We start from the raw sequence: 21029 nt of genomic DNA, 5'->3' as shown, positions 1-21029 counted from the left end.
GAGCATGCGCATCTGTTAACGATTGCGGCTCTCTGTGGATAGTTGATGCCACAATGTGAGTGAACGTCGTGTATACCCGTCCAGGACAGGTGTAAAGGCCCACGCTGCGACCATCATCGCGGCGTTGGGGTCCAGTCCCGCCCAGGGGGCGAGGGCTGGGCTTCTGTGCTGTCGGTGTCGGTCGTGTAGCCCCCCGAGCGACCGGCACCGACAGCACAAACAATGCAGTTCGGCGTCGGTCGTGTAGCCCCGCGGTGCCGTTCCGGGGCGAACCGCCACCGACAGCACAAACTTTTTCGGGCGGCTCGGTGTCAGCCATGCAGCCCTGCAATGCCGACAGCACATCATAATCACTCACACTTTTACTAGTTTTCCGCCCTGGTATATCAGGTATCTCACAATTCGCGTCCTCTACCGAACAGCGTGGTGTCCTCGTGTTTCGGTGGTGCATGGGCCTTGCCGTGACTACCGTCTGCGTGAACAGGTGCGCATGGTTAGCGGTGTTCACAACGCGATGGAGTCAAGCATGAGCAGCGAGCCCACACGTCGCGAACGTGCCAGGGCGGAAACGGACCGGGACATCCGCCAGCAGGCGCGTACGTTGCTGGTCAACGAGGGTCCCGAAGCGGTCACACTGCGCGCGATCGCGCGTCAGCTCGGAATCACCGCACCTGCGCTGTACCGCTACTACTCATCGCGTGAGGACCTCGTGCACCACGTCCGGATGGACATCTGTGCCGACCTCGCCGACGATCTGACGGCCGACCTCTCAGCAGTGCCCGAGGACGACACCGTCCAACAGGTGCTGACCATCTGCCGAGGCTTCCGCAGATGGGCGCTGGCCCACCCCCGCGAGTTCTCCATGGTCTTCGCCCAACCAGCCGGCGGCCCGGACGACCTCTGGACAGACCCCTTCGGCCGGATCTTCCTGTCGGTCGCAGGCCGAGTACTGGTCACCAACAGACTCAACGTGCGGCCGGACCACGAGGTCCCCCCAGCCATGCGGTCAGACCTCGAGGCGTTCCGCACCGACCTGCTGACCACAATCGCCCAGTCCGGCGTCACAGTCCCAGCCGAGATCCTCAGCATCGGCACCGCCTACATGATCCTCCAGTTCTGGGTCAGGCTGTACGGCCAGGTCGCCCTGGAGGTCTTCGGCCACTTCCCGCTCCTGGTAACCAACACCGAGAGCTTCTTCGAAATAATGCTCGCCGAACTAGTCGCCGACGCAGGCCTCACCATCGAATAGACAGCCCCAGAACGTCCCTGTTCCAGTCTGACTACAAGGGACGGCGGGTGGGCAGGGGTTTTCAAGGGTGAACCCGGTGCGAATGGGCCGTTCGCACGGGGTTCACCCTGTTGGGGTGGTTCGTGTCTACAGGACGATGTTGACCAGGCGGCCGGGGACGACGATCACCTTGCGGGGTTCGTTGCCGTTGGTCAGGGCTGCGATCTTTTCGTCGGCCAGGGCGGCGGCTTTGACGACGTCCTGGGCTGCGTCGGCGGCGACGGTCACGCGGGAGCGGACCTTGCCGTTGACCTGGACCGGATACTCCACTGTGTCCTCGACCAGGTAGCGCTCGTCCGCTGTCGGGAATGGACCGTGGATCAGGGAGTCCTTGCCCAGGCGGGACCACAGTTCCTCGGATACGTGCGGGGCCAGCGGGGCCAGCATCAGGACCAGCGGCTCCACCAGGGCGCGAGGTGTACCTGCGGTTGAGGCGTACGTCTTGGTCAGGTGGTTGTTCAGCTCGATCAGTTTGGCGCCGGCTGTGTTGAACCGCATCTCCGAGTAGTCCTCGCGGACTCCGGCGATGGCCTTGTTCAGCTGGCGCAGGTCGGTCTCGGTCGGTTCATCGTCGGTGATGCGGATTTCGCCGGTGGCCTCGTCGACGACGTTGCGCCACAGGCGTTGCAGGAATCGCTGGGCGCCGACGACGTCCTTGGTCGCCCAGGGGCGGGAGACCTCCATCGGGCCCATGGACATCTCGTACAGGCGGAATGTGTCCGCGCCGTAGGACTCGCACATCTCGTCCGGGGTGACGACGTTGCGCTCGGTCTTGCCCATCTTGCCATAGGACTGCGTGACCTCTTGGCCTTCGTAGAAGAACTTGCCGTTCTCCTCGACGACCTCCGCGGCCGGGACGAACTGGCCGCGTGCGTCGGTGTACGCGAAGGCCTGGATGTAGCCCTGGTTGAACAGCTTGCGGTACGGCTCGTCCGAGCTGACGTGGCCCAGGTCGAACAGCACCTTCTGCCAGAACCGCGAGTACAGCAGGTGCAGGACCGCGTGCTCGACGCCGCCGATGTACAGGTCGACGCCGCCGGGGTCGTTCGCGCCGAACTTGTCGGTGCGCGGGCCCAGCCAGTAACGCTCGTTCGCCGGGTCGGAGAATCGCTCGCTGTTGGTCGGGTCGACGTACCGCAGCTGGTACCAGCACGAACCTGCCCAGTTGGGCATCGTGTTGGTGTCCCGTCGGTAGGTCTTGCGGCCTTGGCCCAGGTCCAGTTCGACGGTTACCCAGTCGGTCGCGCGCGACAGCGGCGGCGACGGCTCGGTGTCCGCGTCTTCCGGGTCGTACGTGGTCGGGGAGTAGTCGTCGACCTCGGGCAGTTCGATCGGCAGCAGGCTCTCCGGCACCGGGTGCGGCAGGCCGTCCTCGTCGTACACGATCGGGAACGGCTCGCCCCAGTAACGCTGCCGCGAGAACAGCCAGTCGCGCAGTTTGTACTGAATGGTGCCCCGGCCGCGGCCGTGCTCCTCCAGCCAGGCAATGATCGTCTTCTTGGCCTCGTCGATGGCCATGCCGTCCAGGAAACCGGAGTTGATCGCCGGGCCTTCACCGGTGAACGCCTCGCCCTCGAAGCCTTCGCTCGGCGCCACGGTCCGGATGATCGGCAGGCCGAACGCGGCCGCGAAATCCCAGTCGCGCTGGTCCTGGCCGGGCACCGCCATGATCGCGCCGGTGCCGTAGCCCATCAGCACGTAGTCCGCGATGAACACGGGGATCTTGGTGTTGTTCACCGGGTTGGTGGCGTACGCACCGGTGAACACACCGGTCTTGTCCTTGTTCTCCTGGCGGTCCAGTTCGGACTTCAGCGACGCCGCCCGCCGGTACGCGGCAACGGCCTGAGCCGGGGTCTCGGCGCCTCCGGTCCATCGGCGGTCCACATCGGACGGCCACTCGGCCGCGGCGATCCGGTCCACCAGTGGGTGTTCCGGCGCCAGCACCATGTAGGTCGCGCCGAACAGGGTGTCAGGGCGGGTGGTGAATACCTCGATGTCCGCGGATTCAGTGGCGAACTTGGCCACGGCGCCGTGCGAGCGGCCGATCCAGTTGCGCTGCATCGCCTTGATCTTGTCCGGCCAGTCCAGCCGGTCCAGGTCGTCGATCAGCCTGTCGGCGTACGCGGTGATCCGCATCATCCACTGCCGCAGGTTGCGGCGGAACACCGGGAAGTTGCCGCGCTCGCTGCGGCCGTCGGCGGTGACCTCTTCGTTGGAGATGACCGTGCCCAGGCCCGGCACCCAGTTCACCGGGGCGTCGGACAGGTAGACCAGGCGGTAGGAGTTGATGATCTCCTGCCGCTCGGCGACAGTCAGCTCACCCCAGCCACGGCCGTCCGGGACACTGCGGCTGCCCTGCGCGAACTCCGTCTCCAGCTCGGCGATCGGCCGGGCCTTGCCGGCCTGCTCGTCGTACCAGGAGTTGTAGATCTGCAGGAAGATCCACTGCGTCCACTTGTAGTACTCCGGATCGATCGTGGAGATCCGGCGCCGCTCGTCGTGGCCCAGGCCCAGCCTGCGGATCTGCCGCAGGTAGGTGTTGATGTTGTCCTCGGTGGTCTTGCGCGGGTGCTGTCCGGTGCGGATCGCGTACTGCTCCGCGGGCAGGCCGAACGCGTCGAAGCCCATCGTGTGCAGCACGTTGTGGCCCAGCATCCGGTGGTAGCGGGCGAAGACGTCCGTGCCGATGAAGCCCAGGGGGTGCCCGACGTGCAGGCCCGCGCCCGACGGGTATGGGAACATGTCCTGGACGAACATCTTGTCCTCGGGCACAGCTCCCGCGAGCGGGCCGACCGGGTTGGGCGCCTCGTAGGAGCCGTGCTCCTGCCAGTACTGCTGCCACTTCCGCTCGATCTGCCCGGCCAGCGCGGCCGTGTAGCGGTGCGCCGGTACCGCCTCAGCGCTTTCGCTCATCGCCAGTCCTTCCCTGGAATTTCGGCCCCGAACAACGCGAAACCCCTCAGCCCTGTCCGGGCATGAGGGGTCGCCGCGCCAACCTGTCCTTGCGGGTCAGCGCGGCCGGCGAAGAAGTCGGCGGGCCGTGCCCATGTCACTGAGGATAGCGGACCGCCAAAGCGACTATCTGGGTGACCTGGGTGGCCGAGAAATTGTCGTCGCTGACCAACAGCAACGAGCGCTCACCACGGGGCAGTCCCGGGCCCCAGGTGATCCCCTCGATATTGTCCACAGTAGACAACTTGAACCGGGACAGGTCGGCGATCAGCTTCTTGCGCATCGGTTTCGCCTTGGCCAGATCCTTGTCGTACACGTTCGTGGCGCCGCGCGTGGACGCCTCGAAGATCCGGATCTTGTTGCCGACGCCGGTCGCGAAGGACCGTTCCACCACGAGGAACCGAGTCGGGTCCAGCGGGTCGGCCGCGACGATCGCACTGATGCCGTTGTCGGCCGCCGCGGTCGGTGGGACCGGTTGGGTGAAGATCGGCTCAACGGGGTAGGCGTACTGCGCGAGCACCTGCCCGGTCCTGGTCTGCACGGTGATCCGCGACAACGCGCCGCTGGTGGGCGTCGGAACAGGACCGTCCTGCAGCAGCGGTGCCTCCACTGATGTGACCACAAGCGCACCCGCAGCGGCGTACGTCAGGCCTTCGAGCGCGAGGTTCGCACGTGGGCCAGTTGTGGCCGTGACGTGCAGGTTCTTCGGCAATGGCAGCTCGCCCGCGAACTGGCCGGTCTTCGACGCGATGCGAATCGACGGGTCGAGGGGCGCCGGTGCGCGGCCGCCTTCCTGAGTCCAGGTGTAGCGGCCGGTCCATGGGTCCACCCGGATCTCTTCCGGATCCACCGCGTCCTTCGGATAGGTGGTGCCGTCCGGCTGCAGCAACGGGTGGGTGCCGGTGAACCGGACCGCGCCCAGTCCACGAGCGTTGACATCGATCTTCGCCGTGTAGAACCGGGCAGGCTGGAGGCTCGACCGGTCGTCACTGATGAAGACGTAGTCGCCGGTGCGTGGGTCTCGGTCGATGCCCGACAGGCCGCCGACCGTGGTGCCCTCGAAGACCAGGCCACGCGGCACGATCGTCTCGCCGAGCAGCCGAACATCCTGGGTCGCCGCTGCTGGAGCGGCCGTCAGGCCAATGGTGAAGATGGTGGCGGCCGCGGCCGCCGTTAACCGTGCAGACATGGCGTGTAGCACATCCAATGAGGGTGTCCGGTTGGTTGACTCCACATGACACCTAACATCGAAGCCGTGATCCTCGCTTCCGTACTCGCCGTCGCCGGAGCGATCGTGGCGGGTTTAGGTCTGCTCGGGCTGCTCGAGCGGCTGCCGCTGAACCGTTTCGCCGGGGTGCGCACGGCCGCCACCATGCGTGACGCGGACACCTTCCGGATCGGCAACAAGGTCGCCGGGCTGCCCATCCTCGTGGGCGGCGTGGTCGGTGTCCTCGGCGGCGTCCTGGGCATCGCGCTGCCCACCGGCGGCCTGGTGGCCGGTCTGCTCGGCCTGGTGGGCATGCTCGGCATCGTCATCGCGGGCGGCCTGCTCGGGCACAAGGCCGCACTGGCCGTGCCGGAGCCGGAAAAGGAACTCCCGGCCGGATGCGCCGGCTGTGCGTGCGGAAACTGCGGCGTCGCGAAGCTGAAGCGCTCAGTTGAGCCGGACGTCGCCGGGGTGAGTGGCCAGTAGCGAGACCGGCATGCCCTGCCGCCGCAACACCCGGCCCCACAGGTCCTGGTCCACCGGCGCGAGCACGTCGTTCGGCAGCGCCGGCACCACGATCCAGTCACCGCGCTCGATCTCCCCGGCCAACTGGTCCACATCCCAGCCCGCGTAACCCGCGAACACCCGCAGCCCCTTGACCCTGGGCGCCAGCTGATCAGGATCGGCGTCCAGGTCCACAAGCGCGACCGGGCCCCGAACGCTGATCACGCCCTTCAGGCTCGACGCGTCCTCACCCGTGCGCAGCGCCGCGAGGCAGAGCGCGGTCTTCTGCTCAACCGGCCCGCCCACGAACAACGACTGCGGCTCGCTGACGTGGTCACCCCACGCGGGTAACACGTCATGCACAGGCACCTCACTTGGACGGTTGAGTACGACACCGAGCGTGCCCTCACCGCGGTGGTCTATCACGTAGACCACCGTCCGGCGGAAGTTCTCGTCAAGCAGGGTTGGCGCTGCCACAAGCAGCGTTCCTGGCTCAACGTCAGCGTCAGGTCGCACACCGCACATGATCCCATCCGGCCCACCCACCCCAGGAGTCGCCGCACCGTTGCACAACCACCCCCAGAAGATCGCGGGAACAACGCAGGAACCCGGTATGTTGGTAGGTAGGTCGGTGCGCCAACGTGTCCCCCGGGCTCAACCAAAAAAGCCTTCGTGGAATACCGGTAACGCAGGAGCCACGTCGCGCCACTCGCCGAGAGGCGACCGGGCGTACCGACCATCCTCGGCCGACCTGTGGTCGCTGCTTCGCAGCTTCCCCGGGTCGGCTGGGTCATTTTTTGGGGGCCGAGCCCCCCCAGGCCCCCACGGTGCGGTACGTCTCGACCCAGCGCTGGCTGCTTCACGCGCCTCACGGCTCTTAGGGCTTGGCGTGTGGTCAGGGCACGGCTGAGGGGTTGTTGCTTGGCGGCGGTGTTCTTGCGTTGCCTTCAGGTGGGTTGGGCCGTTCGTGTGAAGTCCGGATGAACGGTCCGTTCACACCGGTTCGTGGCTTGAAAAGCCCTGCTCAGAGCCCCTTTCCGATAGACTGGACCAGGGACGCCCCCCGGTGAGGGTGGGGGATGCTTTTCTCTTGTGAGGGGGCGAGGGGCGGTTTTTTGGTGGGTCTGGAGGGTGGGGGCTGGTTGCGGGGAGTTCGGGGCGGTGGGGATGTCTTGTTTATGCGAAGTTGGCTGTCGGTTTCCTGTTGTGCGTAGGCTGGACGCTCGTGACCGCGGTGGTGGATGGCGAGCAGAAGGTGCCGGCCCGGCAGTTGCTGGTGCTCCGGGATTTTCGCCGGTTGTTGTACCTGCGGTTCGTATCGCAGTGGGGGGATGGGCTCTTTCAGGCCGGGTTGGCCGGGGCGGTGATCTTCAACCCGGAGCGGGGGGCGGATCCGCTGACGATCGCGACGGGGTTCACCGCTCTGTTGCTGCCGTACTCGGTTGTGGGGCCGTTTGCGGGGGCGTTGCTTGACCGTTGGGACCGTCGGCGCGTCATTGTTGTGGCGAGTTTGTTGCGGGCGGTATTGGTGCTGTTCGCGGCGCTTGGGTTGCTGGCGGGGGCGCCGAGTCAGGTTCTGTTCCTGATGTCGTTGCTGGTGCTGGGGGTTTCGCGGTTCATCGGGTCGGGGTTCTCGGCTGCTCTTCCGCATCTGGTGCCGGAGCGCAATCTTGTGCAGGCCAACTCGATCGCGGTGACTCTCGGGTCGGTTGTGGCGGTCATTGGTGGTGGGTGCGCGATCGGGCTGCGCAGGATCTTCGGTGAGGATGACTTCGGGTCTGGGCTCACCACGTCGTTCGCGCTCATCGGTTCGCTGGGTGCTGCGATGGTTGCGGTGCGCTTTGCCAAGGGCATGCTTGGTCCTGACGAGGTCAACGAGCCGTCAGGCACGGTGCTTGCCGTTGCACGCGGGTTGGTTGACGGTGGGCGCGCGGCTTGGCAGGCGCCGCGGGTGATCGCTGGGTTTGTCGCGTTGTTCGCGCACAGGGCGTCGACGGGTATCGCGTTGCTGATGGCTGTGCTGCTGATGCGCTACTACTTCACTGATGTGGGCTGGTTGAAGGCTGGGTTGACCGGCTTGGGCGAGATCGCGGCCATGGCTGGGCTCGGCATCTTCCTGGGTGGCGTGTTCACGCCGAAGCTGGTCGACCGGTTCGGCCGGCACCGGGTGATCATCGGCTCGCTGCTGGTCGTGGCCACCGCCATGGCCGGCCTGGGTCTGCCGATGACCCTGCCGACCATGCTCGGCGCCGCGTTCCTGCTGTTCGGGGGCGGTCAGGTGATCAAGCTGTGCGTGGACGCGGTGATCCAGAGCGACATCGGCGACGAGTCACGCGGCCGGGTCTTCTCGCTCTACGACACACTGTTCAACGTCACCCAGGTGGTGGCCATCGCGTTGGCCGCGATCGTGATCCCCGCCAACGGCCATTCGCACGGTCTAGTCGTCGTGACGATCGTCATCTACCTGGTCGGGGCCGTCGGCTACGTGTTCGCCAGCCGCCGGGAGCGGGCTACCGCCTAGTCCCTGCTCGGCCGCCCAGCGCCGCAGCTCGGCCACGGCCTCGTCGTGGTCGAGCGGACCGCGGTCCAGCCGGAGGTCCTTGAGGAACTTCCAGGCCTTGCCGACCATCGGGCCGGGCGGCAGCCCGAGCAGTTTCATGATCTCGTTGCCGTCGAGGTCCGGGCGTACGCGTGCGAGGTCCTCCTCGGCCGCGATACGCGCGATACGCGCCTCCAGGTCGTCGTACGACCGCTGCAGCGCTTGTGCCTTACGACGGTTACGTGTGGTGCAGTCCGCGCGCACGAGCTTGTTCAGCCGCGACAGCAAAGGGCCCGCGTCGGTGACGTACCGGCGCACCGCCGAGTCGGTCCACTCGCCCTTGCCGTAGCCGTGAAACCGCAGGTGCAGGAACACCAGGTTGGCGACGTTCTCGATGATCTCCTTGGAGTACCGCAGTGCACGCAAACGCTTGCGGGCCATCTTGGCGCCGACCACCTCGTGGTGGTGGAACGAGACGCCCCCACCGGGCAGGTGCCGCCGGGTGTCCGGCTTGCCGATGTCGTGCAGCAAAGCTGCCAGGCGCAGGACCAGATCCGGTTCGCTTCCCTCTTCCTCCAGGTCGATGGCCTGCGCCAGGACGACCAGCGAGTGCTCGTAGACGTCCTTGTGCTGGTGGTGCTCGTCGATCTCCAGCCGCATCGCGGGGACCTCTGGCAGCACGTGTGCCGCCAGCCCCGAGTCGACCAGGAGCTCGATGCCCAGGCGCGGGTTGGCGCCGCACAGCAGCTTGGACAGTTCGACCTGGATCCGCTCGGGCGTGATCCGGGTGATCTGCTCGTTCATCTCGTGCAACGCCTCGACCACGCGCGGCGCCGGGGTGAAGCCCAGCTGGCTGGTGAACCGGGCCGCGCGCATCATCCGCAGCGGGTCGTCGCCGAACGACTCCTGCGGGGTCGCCGGAGTGTCCAGGATCCGCGAGGACAGCGCGGTCATGCCGTCGTACGGGTCGACGAACTGCTTCGTCGCCAGGTTCACCGCCATCGCGTTGACCGTGAAGTCCCGGCGCTTGAGGTCGTCCTCGATCGAGTTACCGAACTGCACTTCCGGGTTACGCGACACGCCGTCGTACGAATCCGCCCGGAACGTGGTGATCTCGCAGGTCACGCCGCCCTTGGTGGCGCCGACGGTGCCGAATGCGATACCGATGTCCCAGACCGCGTCGGCCCAGCCCGACACCAGGCGCATCACCTCTTCGGGGCGTGCGTCCGTCGTGTAGTCCAGGTCCGTGCCCAGCCGGCCGAGCAGTGCGTCCCGCACGCTCCCACCGACCAGGAACAGGCTGTGACCTGCCTTGGTGAACAAGGCGGCCAGCTCATCCGACAGCGGGGAGATCCGGAGCAGTTCCACAACCGCATTCTGCTTGGCAAGCATCGTCGACACGGCGAACCAGGCTAGTTGACGTGGCGAGACGATTACGATCGAGTTCATGTCCCCGTCATCCGGCCGGCCGAACGGCGCCCGCACCGGGCGTCGCAGCCGACGCCGGGGCAGGCGGCTGGCGACCGTCGACGAGACCTCCGCGGGCGGGCTCGTGGTCGACGAGGACCAGGCCAACGCGGTGATCATCGGCAGGCTGGACCGCAAGGGCCGGTTGCTGTGGTCGTTGCCCAAAGGCCACATCGAGGCCGGTGAGACGCCCGAGCAGACCGCTGTGCGGGAGGTCAGGGAGGAGACCGGTATCACCGGCGAGGTGGTCCGTTCGCTCGGCTCGATCGACTACTGGTTCGTCGCGGAGAACCGCCGGGTGCACAAGACCGTGCACCACTACCTGCTGACCGCGTTGTCCGGTGAGCTGTCCGACGAGGACACCGAAGTGACCGAGGTGGCCTGGGTCGCTCTGGATGATCTTGACGACCGGCTGGCGTATGCGGACGAGCGCCGGTTGGTGCGCAAGGCGATGCAACTACTCTCCGAGCCGACACCTGTTCCCCGGGAGGGTGACGGGACGTTCTCGGATGGCCTTGACGCGCCGAAGGGTCGAAAACCATGAGTGGGCTGCGCTACGCAACCCGTCACAAGTCTCCGCTCGCCGCCCTGGTGACCGGCTTCCTGCTGGTACTGGGTACGCCGCTGGCCGCGGCCGGTCAGCCGCCGCCGGGTGTCGAGCCCCTGGTGGCCCCCATCGGGATGGCGAGGGCGCAGCCCGCGAACGCGCCGTCCCGGGTCCAACTGGCCATCGATCAACTCAACCCGCGGGTGGTACGCGCCGACTCGGGCAACGTCACGGTGTCCGGCAAGCTGACCAACGTCGGCGACCGCAGGCTTGAGGATGTCGAGATCCGGCTGCAGCGCGGTGACGTGCTGACCGACGAGGCCAAACTGCGCGCCGCCCTGACCCAGCCGCCGGCCGCCGAGAAGGTGCCCTCGCCCTTCGTCGAGGTGGCGAAGTCGCTCGACCAGGGGGCGAGCGCGAACTTCACCGTCACCGTGCCACTGGACGCGCTCAAGCTCGATCAGCCGGGTGTCTACCCGGTCCTGATCAACGTCAACGGCCGGCCGGACTTCGGCGGTCAGGAACGGCTCGCCGGCCTGAACGTCCTACTGCCTGTGCTGTCGACCCCGAGCCGGACGATCCAGCCGCCGGCCTCACCGTCGAAGATCACCGTGCTGTGGCCGCTGGTGGACGACCGGCCCCGGACGGTCAAGAGCACTTCGGACGGACGGTTGGTGCTGGGTGACGACGATCTGGCGACCTCCCTGCAGATCGGCGGCCGGCTCTACGGGATGCTCAACGCCGTCGAGGGCGCCGTCCGGCAGGACAGCGCGTTGGCGTCGTCGATCTGCTTCGCCGTGGACGGTGACCTGCTGACGACCGTGCAGGGCATGGCCAACGGCTACGAGGTGCAGAGCTCCAACGGCCAGAACCTGCCGGGCAAGGGCCAGGGCTTCGCTCAGCGCTGGCTGACCCTGCTCAAGTCGCTCACCGACGACCAGTGTGTGATCGCGCTGCCGTACGCCGACGCGGACCTGTCCGCCCTGTCCCGCGCGACCGAGGTCGACCTCGCCAAAACCGCCGTCAGCCAGAGCTTCACGGCCGTGTCGGACATCCTCAAGCCAGCCAAGCCCTTGCAGAACGTGGTGTGGCCGATCGACGGCGTGCTCGACCCGCGCACCCTGAGTGACATCACCGAGTCTTCGCCCACGACCGTCCTGAGCAATCCCGACCGGCTCGCCGGGGTGACGGGGTCGGCACCGTTCACGGTGGGCCAGTCCAACCGTGCGGTCCCGATCGACCAGCTCACGTCGTCGGCCCTCACCGGGAGCGCTGCCGCGCCAGGCCCTGTCTCAGTACAGAACGGGCTCGCCGCCTTGGTGTTCCGGGCGACTCAGTCAGGCCAGTCCGTGCTCGTCGCGCCGCCGCGCCGGTGGACCGCGCCGGCCAGCGAACTGCTCGAGTACCTGCGGTCTATCGGCCGGATGTTCGCCGAGAACCTGGCTGATCCCCGGCCGCTGCAGGACCTGACGAGCTCGTCGGCCAACGGCACGGCGAGCGGCCTGAACTACACCGAGCAGGACGTCGCCGCCGAGATCCCTGCCGTCATGACGGCGGAGATCGCGCAGACCAACGCGGTGCTGCGGGACCTGCGCGGCGCGATGGAACCGGACCGGACCCGTCCGATCAACCCGGACGACCTGCTCAAGCCCATCCGGATCGGCTTGCTGCGGGCCTCGTCGAGCGCGTGGCGTAGCAATGTCGACGGCGGGATGGGGGCGGCCGCGGTCGCCCGGACCGAACTCGACACCATGCGGATGCAGGTCACCGTGAACCCACCGGGCCCGCCGATCTCGCTCGCGTCGTCCGACAGCCCGATCCCGATCCGGGTCGGTAACAACCTTGCCGTGGCGGTGAAGGTGCGGCTGGTCGTCTCGCAGACCGCGGGCCTGCGGCCGGGCGCCACCATCGAACGGACCATCCCGGCCGGCCAGGCGTTCACCGACTTCGTTCCGGCCGAGCTGCAGCGTGCGGGCCGGTTCACGGTGGATGTCTGGGTGACCACGCCGGGTGGCACCGCGCTGGGGACGGTCTATCGGTTTGAGCTGTCCTCGACCTCGTACGGCACGATCACTGTCGCGGTGACCAGCGTCGCGGGCGGCATGCTCATGCTGCTCGCCGGCCGACGGGTCTACCGCCGGATCAAGCAGAAGAACCAGACTGAGCAGGAGTCGACACCGGCTTGACCAGAGCGAGGACCACCGTGCCCCCCGGCGGAGGCAGACAACCAGGCAAACCGGCGCCCCAGCAAACGGGTCGCGGGTCGATCGTGCGCGCCGCAGGCTCGATGGCGATCGCGACGCTGGTCAGCCGGATCACCGGGTTCCTTTGGAAGGTCATGCTCACCGCGGCGGTCGGGCTGGGGGCGGTGAACGACTCGTTCACCGTCGCCAACACGCTGCCCAACATCGTCTTCGAGCTGCTCATCGGCGGTGTGCTGGCGAGCGTTGTCGTGCCGCTGCTCGTACGCGCCCAGGACGATCCCGACGGCGGTGAGGCCTACACGCAGCGCTTGTTGACCGTCGGGATGACGCTGCTCGCGGTCGGAACGGTCATCGCGGTCGCATTGGCGCCGCTGTTCACCAAGCTCTACGTCGACGGCTCGACCGGCAAGGCCAACCCCGATCTTGTCACCGCGTTCGGCTACCTGCTGCTGCCGGAGATCTTCTTCTACGGCCTGTTCGCCCTGCTCACAGCGATCCTGAACGCCAAGCACATCTTCGGGCCGACGGCGTGGGCACCGGTGGTCAACAACCTCGTGGTGATGCTGACCATCGGCGTCTACGCCATCGTGCCCGGCGAGATCTCGCTCAACCCGGTCAAGATGGGCGACGCCAAACTGCTCGTCCTGGGTATCGGCGTGACGTCCGGCATCGTGGTGCAGTCGCTGATGCTGCTGCCCGCGCTGCGCCGGATCGGGTTCCGGTTCCGCTGGAACTGGGGATTCGACAAGCGGCTGAAGGAGTTCGGCGGCCTGGCGCTGTGGATCCTCGGCTATGTCGCGGTCAGCCAGATCGGTTGGGTCATCAGCACCCGCGTGCTCACTGCGGGCGCGCCCGGTGGCGCGTCGATCTACAGCAACGCGTGGCTGCTGTTCCAGCTGCCGTACGGCGTCATCGGCGTCTCGTTGCTCACCGCGATCATGCCGCGGCTCAGCCGTGCGGCCGCTGACGGTGATGACCGCAAGCTGATCGGCGACCTGTCGTACGCCAGCCGCCTGTCTGCCGTGATCCTCGTGCCTATCTCCGCCGTGCTCACGGTCACCGGTACGTCCATCGGTGTCGTGCTGTTCTCGTGGGGCAACAGCGATGTGAGTCAGGCCACGCGGCTGGGCGACTCGCTCGCCGTATCGGCTTTCGGTCTGCTGCCGTACGCGCTTGTGATGCTGCAGCTGCGTGTCTTCTACGCGATGAAGGACGCCCGTACGCCCACGCTGATCATGATCGTGATGACCGCGGTGAAGGTGCCGCTGCTCTACATGTGCGAGGCGATGCTCGCTCCGGAACACGTCGTGATCGGCGTGATGATGGTCAACTCGCTGAGCTATGTGGTGGGTGCCGTGCTGGGCCAAGTGTGGCTATGGGTACGTCTCGGGCACCTGAAGACCAAACGTGTAGTCGGCGTCACGCTTTTCTCTGTCTTCGCCGGCGGGCTCGGTGTGGCGGCCGGTCTGGGGATCGCCAAGCTGCTCGGCGCGATCCTGCCGGAGGCGGCCGCACCCAGGGCAGTCATGTCTTTGATCATCGAAGGGATCGTCGCCGGCGTGGTCTCGTTCGGCGTGCTGGCCGCGCTCAAGGTGGAGGAGCTCAAACCGGCGACGGCGAAAATCACCCGACTGATTCGTCGCCGCTGATCTGCGTGAGCTTCACGGCTGTCAGGTTTCCCGTAGTCTCGTGCCGAGGTATCCGTCGCGCGGGGATGGGTGGCGCGTCAGACGGGAGAGTGCGGTGACGACCAGACGAACCGACTACACCGGCGACGCGGACCGAAGTGTCCGCGCGACAGGTGGCGACCTGCTTGCGGGCGGGGTCATTGGCGATGGTCGATACCGTCTGCTCGCCCCATTCGGTATGGACGTACGCGGCAACGCGCATCTATGGCGCGCTCGTGACGGCCAGTTGCGTCGTGATGTGGCCCTGACTGTGCTCGTCGGTGATCCGGCTGACCGCAATGCGACGGTCGCGGCTCGCCGGACGTTGGAGCGCGCCGCGCATGCGGCCCGGTTCATGAACCCGACGGTCTCGCGTGTGCTGGACGTTCTCGGCGTCGGCAGCGGCATCGACCCGAGCGAAGGCGTGCTCGGTGTGATCGTCGCCGACTGGGCGCAGGGCACGGACCTGATCGACTTGGTCGCTGAGCACCCGCTGCCCGCGGGCACGGCGGCCCGGCTGCTCGAGCCGTTGGCCATCGCGGTCGAGCAGGCTCACCACACCGGCCTGGTGCTCGGCGTGGATCATCCACAGCGTGTCCGGGTCGGCCCGGACGGCGCGTTGCGTCTGGCGTTTCCCGGTCCGCTGCCGCAGTCGTCGCTCCAGGACGACGTCAGGGGCCTCGGCGCGATCCTGTACCTGCTGCTGACCGGTCGCTGGGCGCTGCCGGGCGGCCCGCAGGGCATCCTCCTGGCGCCGCGGGACCCGTCGGGCGCCCCCGTCTCGCCGAACCAGCTGCGTCAGGACGTGCCTGACGAGCTGGCAGAACTCGCCGTCCGCAGCATCGCGGGCGGGATCCGGACCAGTTCCGCCGTTCTCGGGATGCTCGCGTCCTCCGCCCAGCGCGCTGAGATCGACGAGCAGACCGACCTGCTGAACCCGGTCATGTCCGGCGGCAACCGCCTGGCCGACGAGGACACGATCTGGACCACCCGCCGCCCGGCCCAGGACGACGGTAGGCGCCGCAAGCTGGCCATCGGCGTGACAGCACTGACCGTCGCGACCGTCGGCGTGCTCGCATGGGTTGGCATGCAGTTGATCAGCTTCTTCGGCAGCGACACCGTGCCCGTCGCGCAAACAGTGTCGACGGCACCGCCCCCGCCAAGCAGCGCCAACAACGGCGGCAACCAGCCGCAGGCCAACCCGCCACCCGCACCCAAGCCGGCCGGTCCGATCGAGCCCGGCAAGGCAGCCGTCTACGCGGTCAAGGGCGACAAGGACAACGCGCGCAACATCAGCCGGATCCTGGACGGCAACCCGAAGACGGTCTGGAACACCGCGACCTACAGGAAGCCGTTCCCCGCGGTCAAACCGGGTATCGGCGTGATGGCGACCTTCGACGAGGCCACCAAGATGGCCATGGTCACGATCGACTCGCCGAGTGAGGGCACGGTCGTGGAGATCCGGTCCGCCCCGTCGGCGACAGCCAAACTCGAAGAGACCAAGGTGATCGGCAACGCCACCCTGGGTGACGGCAAGACCGAGATCGCGCTCGCCGCGAGCGAACCGACCCAGTACGTGCTGGTGTGGATGACCAAGCTGGGCGGCACGGAGAACGCGAACACCACCCAGATCCGGGACATCGAGTTCCAGCGCGCCCAGTAGAAAGTACGGCCGTGACAGGCCGATACGCTGTCACGCGTGACCGCCGCAGCAAGCTCGGACGCCGCTCTGATCGCGTCCCATGCCGCCGGGGATCCACACGCGTTCGCAGAACTTGTCCGCCGTCACCGTGACCGCATGTGGGCGGTCGCGTTGCGTACCCTGCGCGATCCGGAGGAAGCAGCGGACGCCCTGCAGGAGGCCTTCATCTCGGCCTTCCGCGCGGCCGGCTCGTTCCGGGCCGAGTCGCAGGTGACCACGTGGCTGCATCGGATCGTGGTGAACGCGTGCCTGGACCGTGTCCGGCGCCGTCAGGCGCGCCCCACTGTCCCGTTGCCGGAGACCGGCCCCGGTGAGCCGGTCACGCCCGGCGACGCGATGTCGGAAAGAGAGACCAGTTTGGTCGTGAAGAACGCGCTCGCCGACCTCTCCGACGAACAGCGCGTGCCGATCCTGCTCGTGGACGTCGAGGGCTATTCGGTGGCCGAGACCGCGCAGATGCTGGGGATCGCCGAGGGCACGGTGAAAAGCCGTTGTGCCAGGGGCCGCGCCAAGCTCGCCAAAGTTCTCGGACACCTGCGGAACCCGATTGCTGATGCGAACGTCCCAGGTGACGCAAGCGAAAAGCGCGATGGGCGTCCACGGCGTCAGTGGGAGGGGACATGACGGGCATTGGACGGGACAGCAGCGGCCCGCCCTGGTCGGTCGACCTGCTCGCCGATCTCCAGGCCGGTGTGCTCGACCCTCAGCAGGCCAGTGATCTGCGGCGTCTGGTCGACGCGGACCCCGAGGCCCAGGAGATCCTGGCCGCCCTGGAGGCGACCGAGGCCGATCTGCGCGAGTTCGCCCACGCACCCGCGCCGCCGATGCCCGCGCATTTCGCCGCCCGGCTCGACGCGGCGATCGCAGCCGAGTCGCAGGCCCGCGCGCAGTCGTTCGTGCCGCAACAGCAGCAACGTGAGCCTCAGTTCGCCGGCGCAGCGCCCGGTAGTCCGCCGGGGCAGCCCGCGCCGGTGACAGACCTTGCCGAAGCCCGGAAACGCCGTAACCGCAAGATGGGCATCGGCGTCGGGATCTTCGCCGCGGCTGCTGCTGCGGCCGGGATCGCCTTCGCCGTGCTGCCTGGCAACGGTGGAAGTGCCGGTGACGTCGCCGCCCAGGGGCCGTTGACCTTCAAGGCCGAGCAGATCGGCAAGGACCAGCTGCAGGCGGCCCGTAACCAGAACGACTACGGACCGTTCGCCGACAAGCAGAAGCTGAGCGCCTGCCTGGCGGCGAACGGACTGTCGCCGACGGCCGAGCCGATCGGCGGCAAGCAGGTGACCGTCGACGGCAAGCAGGGGACACTCCTCGTGCTCTCCTCCGGCGCGGGGGAGTTCCGGCTGCTCGCGGTCGGCCCGGACTGCGGTCCCGGCAACCCGTCGACCCTGGCCAACAGGGGCGGGGTCAGGTAGCGCCTTCGTCGTTCCCCGCAGTGCTCGCGGTCACCCGACCGGTGCGGAACAACCAGCACCTACGATCGGTTGACCAAAGTGTCACTGGCGGGAAAAGACGGAGGGCAGATGACCGCGCAAGACGAGGTCCGCAACCTGATCATCATCGGTTCAGGCCCGGCGGGGTACACCGCCGCGGTGTACGCGGCGCGCGCGCAGCTGTCTCCGCTGATCTTCGAGGGTTCGCAGTTCGGCGGCGCCCTGATGACGACCACCGAGGTCGAGAACTACCCGGGCTTCCGCGACGGGATCATGGGTCCCGACCTGATGGCGCAGATGCGTGAGCAGGCCGAGCGGTTCGGTGCCGAGCTGCGCACCGAGGACGTCGAAGAGGTCGAGCTGACCGGCGAGACCAAGTACGTCACGGCGAACGGCGTCCGGTACGCGGCGAAGGCCGTTGTGCTGGCCATGGGTGCCGCAGCGCGCTATCTGCACGTTCCTGGCGAGCAGGAGCTGCTCGGGCGGGGCGTGTCGGCGTGTGCGACCTGTGACGGCTTCTTCTTCCGTGACCACGACATCCTGGTCGTCGGCGGCGGCGACTCCGCGATGGAGGAGGCCACGTTCCTCACCAAGTTCGCGAAGTCCGTGACGATCGTGCACCGCCGCGAGGAGTTCCGCGCCTCCAAGATCATGCTCGAACGCGCGAGGGCGAACGAGAAGATCAAGTGGCGGCTGAACTCCGAACTGGTCGAGGTGCTCGGCGACGGCAAGGTCTCCGGCGCCCGGCTGCGCGACACCCGGACGGGTGAGACCGAGGACGTGGCCGCCACGGGCGTGTTCATGGCCATCGGTCACGACCCACGCAGTGCCCTGGTCAACGGCCAGGTGGAGACCGACGAGGAAGGGTACGTGCAGGTCAAGGGGCAGAGCACGTACACGAACCTGGACGGTGTCTTCGCCGCGGGCGACCTGGTCGACCGCACCTACCGGCAGGCCATCACCGCGGCCGGCTCCGGGTGCGCGGCGGCCATCGACGCGGAGCGCTGGCTCGCCGAGCACGGCGAGGAGCACGCAGCCAAGGCCCCGGAACTCGTCGGCGGCGGTTACGCCCCGGCCAACACCTGACACATATAGGAGAGAGCGTGAGCGGCAACACCGTCACCGTTACTGACAAGTCTTTCACCGAGGACGTCCTGCAGAGCGACAAGCCCGTGCTGGTCGACTTCTGGGCGACCTGGTGTGGTCCGTGCCGCATGGTCGCTCCGGTGCTCGAGGAGATCGCCTCCGAGCACGCCGAGAAGATCACCGTGGCCAAGCTGGACATCGACGCGAACCCCGGCATCGCCCGGGACTACCAGATCATGTCCGTGCCCACCATGATCGTTTTCCAGGGTGGCCGGCCGGTCAAGCAGATCGTCGGCGCCAAGCCCAAGGCAGCGCTGCTCAACGACCTCGCCGACTACGTCGGCTGAGTTCCCAGGCAACCTCGACCCGGGGTCCGCACGTCTACTCCTGGTGAGTCGACCGGCCCCGGGTCGTGTCATGCATCACACTATTTTCAGGTGTCCGGTGACGAGCCGGACGCGCGAAGTGACCCTGCGCGGGGTACCTCTCCGGGCAGGGCACAATGAGCGGGCAGCACAAGCTGACATCGTCTGTTTTCCAACCTGAGCGAGGGGTGCATGCGGGAACTCCGCCCCGGTGACGCCGGACCGGCCGTAGCCGAAGTGCGGGCCACACTGGCCGGCCTGGGCCTGTTGCCTTCGGCCAACGGATCGGGTGACCCGGCTGTGTACGACCTGCACGTCGAGCAGGCTGTCCGAGCGTTCCAGCAACAGCGCGGCCTGATCACCGACGGTGTCGTCGGGCAGGCGACCTACCAGGCCCTGCGCGACGCGACGTACCGCCTCGGCGGCCGTCCGCTCGCCTACATGGTGTCCGCGCCGGTCAGCGGCGACGACGTCCTCGAACTCCAGGAGCGCCTGCTCCAGCTCGGCTACAACGCCGGGCGCCCCAACGGTGTGTTCGGCCCGCAGACCGAGCACGCGCTACGCGACTTCCAGCGTGACTACGGCCTGACCGTGGACGGTATGTGCGGCACCGAGACGGTCCGTGCGTTCGGTCGGCTGTCCCCGCGCGCCATGGGCGGACGGCCCGTGCTGCTGCGCGAACAGGAGCAGGTACGTAACGCCGGCCCCCGGCTGCGTGGCAAGCGGATCGTGATCGACCCGGGCCACGGCGGCGCCGACACCGGCGTATTCGTCGACGGCATCCGTGAATCCGACTTGATGTGGGATCTGGCCAGACGGTTGGAAGGCCGGATGGTCGCCACCGGGATGGAGGCCATGCTGTCGCGTGGCCCGGACCAGTGCCCCACCGAGGCCGAACGGGCCCACTTCGCCAACGAGGCAGGCAGCGACGTCTTCCTGTCCCTGCACTGCGACAAGAACGCCTCGCCGCACGCCTCCGGGCTGGCGACCTTCCACTTCGGCACGTCCACCCTGGGTGAGGCGCTCGCCGGGTTCATCCAGCGTGAGCTGACCACCCGTACCGGCATGCGCGACTGCCGTACCCACGCCAAGACCTGGGATTCACTGCGGCTGACCAGGTGCCCTGCGGTCCGGATGGAGATCGGCTACCTGAGCAACGCGGGCGACCGCTCCCGGCTTGCCGACCCGTCCTTCCGCGACCTGATCGCCGAGGGCATTCTCGTGTCGGTCAAGCGCCTGTACCTGCTGGGCGAGAACGACCAGCCGACCGGCACGTTCACCTTCGCCGACCTGATGCGCCACGAGCTCGCGAAGAACTAGCGCTGGTAGACCGGGCTGGCGGTGGTCACCGAGACCGTCCCCAGCAGGCGCTCCAGCGCAGCTTCCACGTCTTCCTTCCAGGTGATCGCGCTGCGCAGTTCCAGGCGCAGCCGCGGCCACCGGGCGTGCGGCCGGACAGTCTTGAAGCCGACGCACGCCAGGAACTCCGACGGCACGACACAGCACTGCTCTTCGTCATCCGGCTTGGCGTCGCCGAAGGCCTCGACAGCCTTGACGCCACGCCTGGTGAGGTCTTTCGCGACCGCCTGGACGAGCATCCGGCCCAGCCCGCCGCCACGGAACTCCGGCAGCACGTAGAAGCCGGTCAGCATCACGGCGTCCGGGCTGACCGGGGACGTGGGGAAGGCCAGCGAGCGCGGGACAGCGCTGGGCGGGGCGTAGAGGACGAATCCCACCGGGAGCTTGTCGGAGTAGACCAACCGGCCGCAGGAACCCCATTCCAGCAGCACGCTGGAGACCCAGGCCTCTTTCTCGATCTCGGTCTCACCGAACGCCTCGGCCTGCTCCTTGAGGTGCGGGGCCAGTTCCCAGAACACACAGCCCCGGGAGTGCTTGGGGAGGTGGTCCAGGTTGTCCAGCGTGATGCCGACGACGCGTCGCGACACCCAACCTCCCGCTGCGCCGATGGAAACGTATCCGGGCACGCGAGTAACCACAGGCCCGGTGTTCAGGATAGGGGGATGTGACAAGTGCCGGAAGGTGAACGACCTGATAGAGGCCAGAGTTACAC

17 protein-coding genes are annotated in these 21029 nt (G+C 67.5%); 12 read left to right on the top strand and 5 right to left on the bottom strand.

The features are described 5' to 3' along the window. Window positions 1-526: 526 nt before the first annotated feature. On the top strand, window positions 527-1249 hold the full coding sequence (locus tag JOF56_RS11215; protein ID WP_209637005.1) for a TetR/AcrR family transcriptional regulator: 723 nt from the start codon (window positions 527-529) through the stop codon (window positions 1247-1249). 126 nt (window positions 1250-1375) lie between these two features. On the opposite strand, the gene leuS is transcribed toward JOF56_RS11215, so the two are convergent. Together leuS and JOF56_RS11205 are read right to left on the bottom strand one after the other, a co-directional pair. Beyond that, window positions 1376-4201 carry a leucine--tRNA ligase gene (leuS, locus tag JOF56_RS11210; RefSeq protein ID WP_209637003.1) on the bottom strand — a complete coding sequence of 942 codons (2826 nt, stop codon included), beginning with the start codon at window positions 4199-4201 and terminating at the stop codon, window positions 1376-1378. 136 nt (window positions 4202-4337) lie between these two features. Then, a complete protein-coding gene (locus tag JOF56_RS11205) occupies window positions 4338-5429 on the bottom strand; it encodes an esterase-like activity of phytase family protein (RefSeq protein WP_209637001.1) in 1092 nt (363 codons plus the stop codon). Between the two features lie 45 nt (window positions 5430-5474). On the opposite strand from JOF56_RS11205, the gene JOF56_RS11200 reads away from it, so the two are divergent. Beyond that, window positions 5475-5933, top strand: coding sequence for an SdpI family protein (locus tag JOF56_RS11200; RefSeq protein ID WP_209636999.1), 459 nt, complete (start codon window positions 5475-5477; stop codon window positions 5931-5933). On the opposite strand, the gene JOF56_RS11195 is transcribed toward JOF56_RS11200, so the two are convergent. After that, window positions 5895-6476, bottom strand: a complete 582-nt coding sequence (locus JOF56_RS11195; RefSeq protein ID WP_209636998.1) for a YqgE/AlgH family protein — start codon at window positions 6474-6476, stop codon at window positions 5895-5897. The genes JOF56_RS11200 and JOF56_RS11195 overlap by 39 nt on opposite strands. A 700-nt stretch (window positions 6477-7176) precedes the next feature. On the opposite strand from JOF56_RS11195, the gene JOF56_RS11190 reads away from it, so the two are divergent. Further along, a complete protein-coding gene (locus JOF56_RS11190; protein WP_372447860.1) occupies window positions 7177-8472 on the top strand; it encodes an MFS transporter in 1296 nt (431 codons plus the stop codon). On the opposite strand, the gene JOF56_RS11185 is transcribed toward JOF56_RS11190, so the two are convergent. Next, entirely contained in the window at window positions 8389-9882 is a 1494-nt protein-coding gene (locus JOF56_RS11185; RefSeq protein ID WP_245379368.1) for a CCA tRNA nucleotidyltransferase, read from the bottom strand. The two genes, JOF56_RS11190 and JOF56_RS11185, sit on opposite strands and share 84 nt — an antisense overlap. Before the next feature lie 55 nt (window positions 9883-9937). Between JOF56_RS11185 and JOF56_RS11180 the strand changes: the two genes are divergently transcribed. The 9 genes from JOF56_RS11180 (at window position 9938) to JOF56_RS11140 (ending at window position 20278) form a co-directional block, all read left to right on the top strand. Further along, window positions 9938-10501, top strand: coding sequence for an NUDIX hydrolase (locus JOF56_RS11180; protein ID WP_209636994.1), 564 nt, complete (start codon window positions 9938-9940; stop codon window positions 10499-10501). Continuing rightward, a complete protein-coding gene (locus JOF56_RS11175; protein ID WP_209636992.1) occupies window positions 10498-12690 on the top strand; it encodes a hypothetical protein in 2193 nt (730 codons plus the stop codon). The genes JOF56_RS11180 and JOF56_RS11175 overlap by 4 nt, the downstream gene beginning before the upstream one ends. Continuing rightward, on the top strand, window positions 12687-14357 hold the full coding sequence (gene murJ, locus JOF56_RS11170) for a murein biosynthesis integral membrane protein MurJ (protein ID WP_245378235.1): 1671 nt from the start codon (window positions 12687-12689) through the stop codon (window positions 14355-14357). The genes JOF56_RS11175 and murJ overlap by 4 nt, the downstream gene beginning before the upstream one ends. Window positions 14358-14451: 94 nt before the next feature. Beyond that, window positions 14452-16038, top strand: a complete 1587-nt coding sequence (locus JOF56_RS11165; protein WP_209636990.1) for a protein kinase family protein — start codon at window positions 14452-14454, stop codon at window positions 16036-16038. A 36-nt stretch (window positions 16039-16074) separates the two neighbouring features. Next, complete coding sequence (sigM, locus tag JOF56_RS11160) at window positions 16075-16701, top strand: RNA polymerase sigma factor SigM (protein ID WP_209636988.1); 627 nt, start codon at window positions 16075-16077, stop codon at window positions 16699-16701. Continuing rightward, the gene (locus JOF56_RS11155; RefSeq protein ID WP_209636986.1) at window positions 16698-17489 is read left to right on the top strand and encodes an RsmA family anti-sigma factor; all 792 of its coding nucleotides are present in this window, start codon (window positions 16698-16700) and stop codon (window positions 17487-17489) included. The genes sigM and JOF56_RS11155 overlap by 4 nt, the downstream gene beginning before the upstream one ends. Before the next feature lie 108 nt (window positions 17490-17597). After that, window positions 17598-18593 (top strand): thioredoxin-disulfide reductase, encoded by a 996-nt coding sequence (gene trxB, locus JOF56_RS11150; RefSeq protein ID WP_209636984.1) that lies wholly within the window; start codon window positions 17598-17600, stop codon window positions 18591-18593. A gap of 17 nt (window positions 18594-18610) precedes the next feature. After that, window positions 18611-18940, top strand: a complete 330-nt coding sequence (gene trxA / locus JOF56_RS11145; RefSeq protein ID WP_209636983.1) for a thioredoxin — start codon at window positions 18611-18613, stop codon at window positions 18938-18940. A 210-nt stretch (window positions 18941-19150) separates the two neighbouring features. Further along, entirely contained in the window at window positions 19151-20278 is a 1128-nt protein-coding gene (locus tag JOF56_RS11140) for an N-acetylmuramoyl-L-alanine amidase (RefSeq protein WP_209636981.1), read from the top strand. On the opposite strand, the gene JOF56_RS11135 is transcribed toward JOF56_RS11140, so the two are convergent. Then, on the bottom strand, window positions 20275-20904 hold the full coding sequence (locus JOF56_RS11135; protein ID WP_209636979.1) for a GNAT family N-acetyltransferase: 630 nt from the start codon (window positions 20902-20904) through the stop codon (window positions 20275-20277). The genes JOF56_RS11140 and JOF56_RS11135 overlap by 4 nt on opposite strands. Between the last annotated feature and the right edge of the window lie 125 nt (window positions 20905-21029).

The organism is Kibdelosporangium banguiense (genome assembly GCF_017876405.1).
Taxonomy (GTDB): domain Bacteria; phylum Actinomycetota; class Actinomycetes; order Mycobacteriales; family Pseudonocardiaceae; genus Kibdelosporangium; species Kibdelosporangium banguiense.
Note: the sequence above shows the minus strand (reverse complement) of the source record. Positions and strands in the feature narration are given on the sequence as shown.

Coding starts and splice junctions, on each gene's coding strand:
- JOF56_RS11155 (WP_209636986.1), top strand. CDS start 16,698: ATGACGGGCATTGGACGGGACAGCAGCGGCCCGCCCTGGTCGGTCGAC.
- JOF56_RS11175 (WP_209636992.1), top strand. CDS start 10,498: ATGAGTGGGCTGCGCTACGCAACCCGTCACAAGTCTCCGCTCGCCGCC.
- JOF56_RS11140 (WP_209636981.1), top strand. CDS start 19,151: ATGCGGGAACTCCGCCCCGGTGACGCCGGACCGGCCGTAGCCGAAGTG.
- JOF56_RS11200 (WP_209636999.1), top strand. CDS start 5,475: ATGACACCTAACATCGAAGCCGTGATCCTCGCTTCCGTACTCGCCGTC.
- JOF56_RS11215 (WP_209637005.1), top strand. CDS start 527: ATGAGCAGCGAGCCCACACGTCGCGAACGTGCCAGGGCGGAAACGGAC.
- JOF56_RS11205 (WP_209637001.1), bottom strand. CDS start 5,429: ATGTCTGCACGGTTAACGGCGGCCGCGGCCGCCACCATCTTCACCATT.
- JOF56_RS11195 (WP_209636998.1), bottom strand. CDS start 6,476: ATGTGCGGTGTGCGACCTGACGCTGACGTTGAGCCAGGAACGCTGCTT.
- JOF56_RS11185 (WP_245379368.1), bottom strand. CDS start 9,882: ATGCTTGCCAAGCAGAATGCGGTTGTGGAACTGCTCCGGATCTCCCCG.
- leuS (WP_209637003.1), bottom strand. CDS start 4,201: ATGAGCGAAAGCGCTGAGGCGGTACCGGCGCACCGCTACACGGCCGCG.
- trxB (WP_209636984.1), top strand. CDS start 17,598: ATGACCGCGCAAGACGAGGTCCGCAACCTGATCATCATCGGTTCAGGC.
- JOF56_RS11180 (WP_209636994.1), top strand. CDS start 9,938: ATGTCCCCGTCATCCGGCCGGCCGAACGGCGCCCGCACCGGGCGTCGC.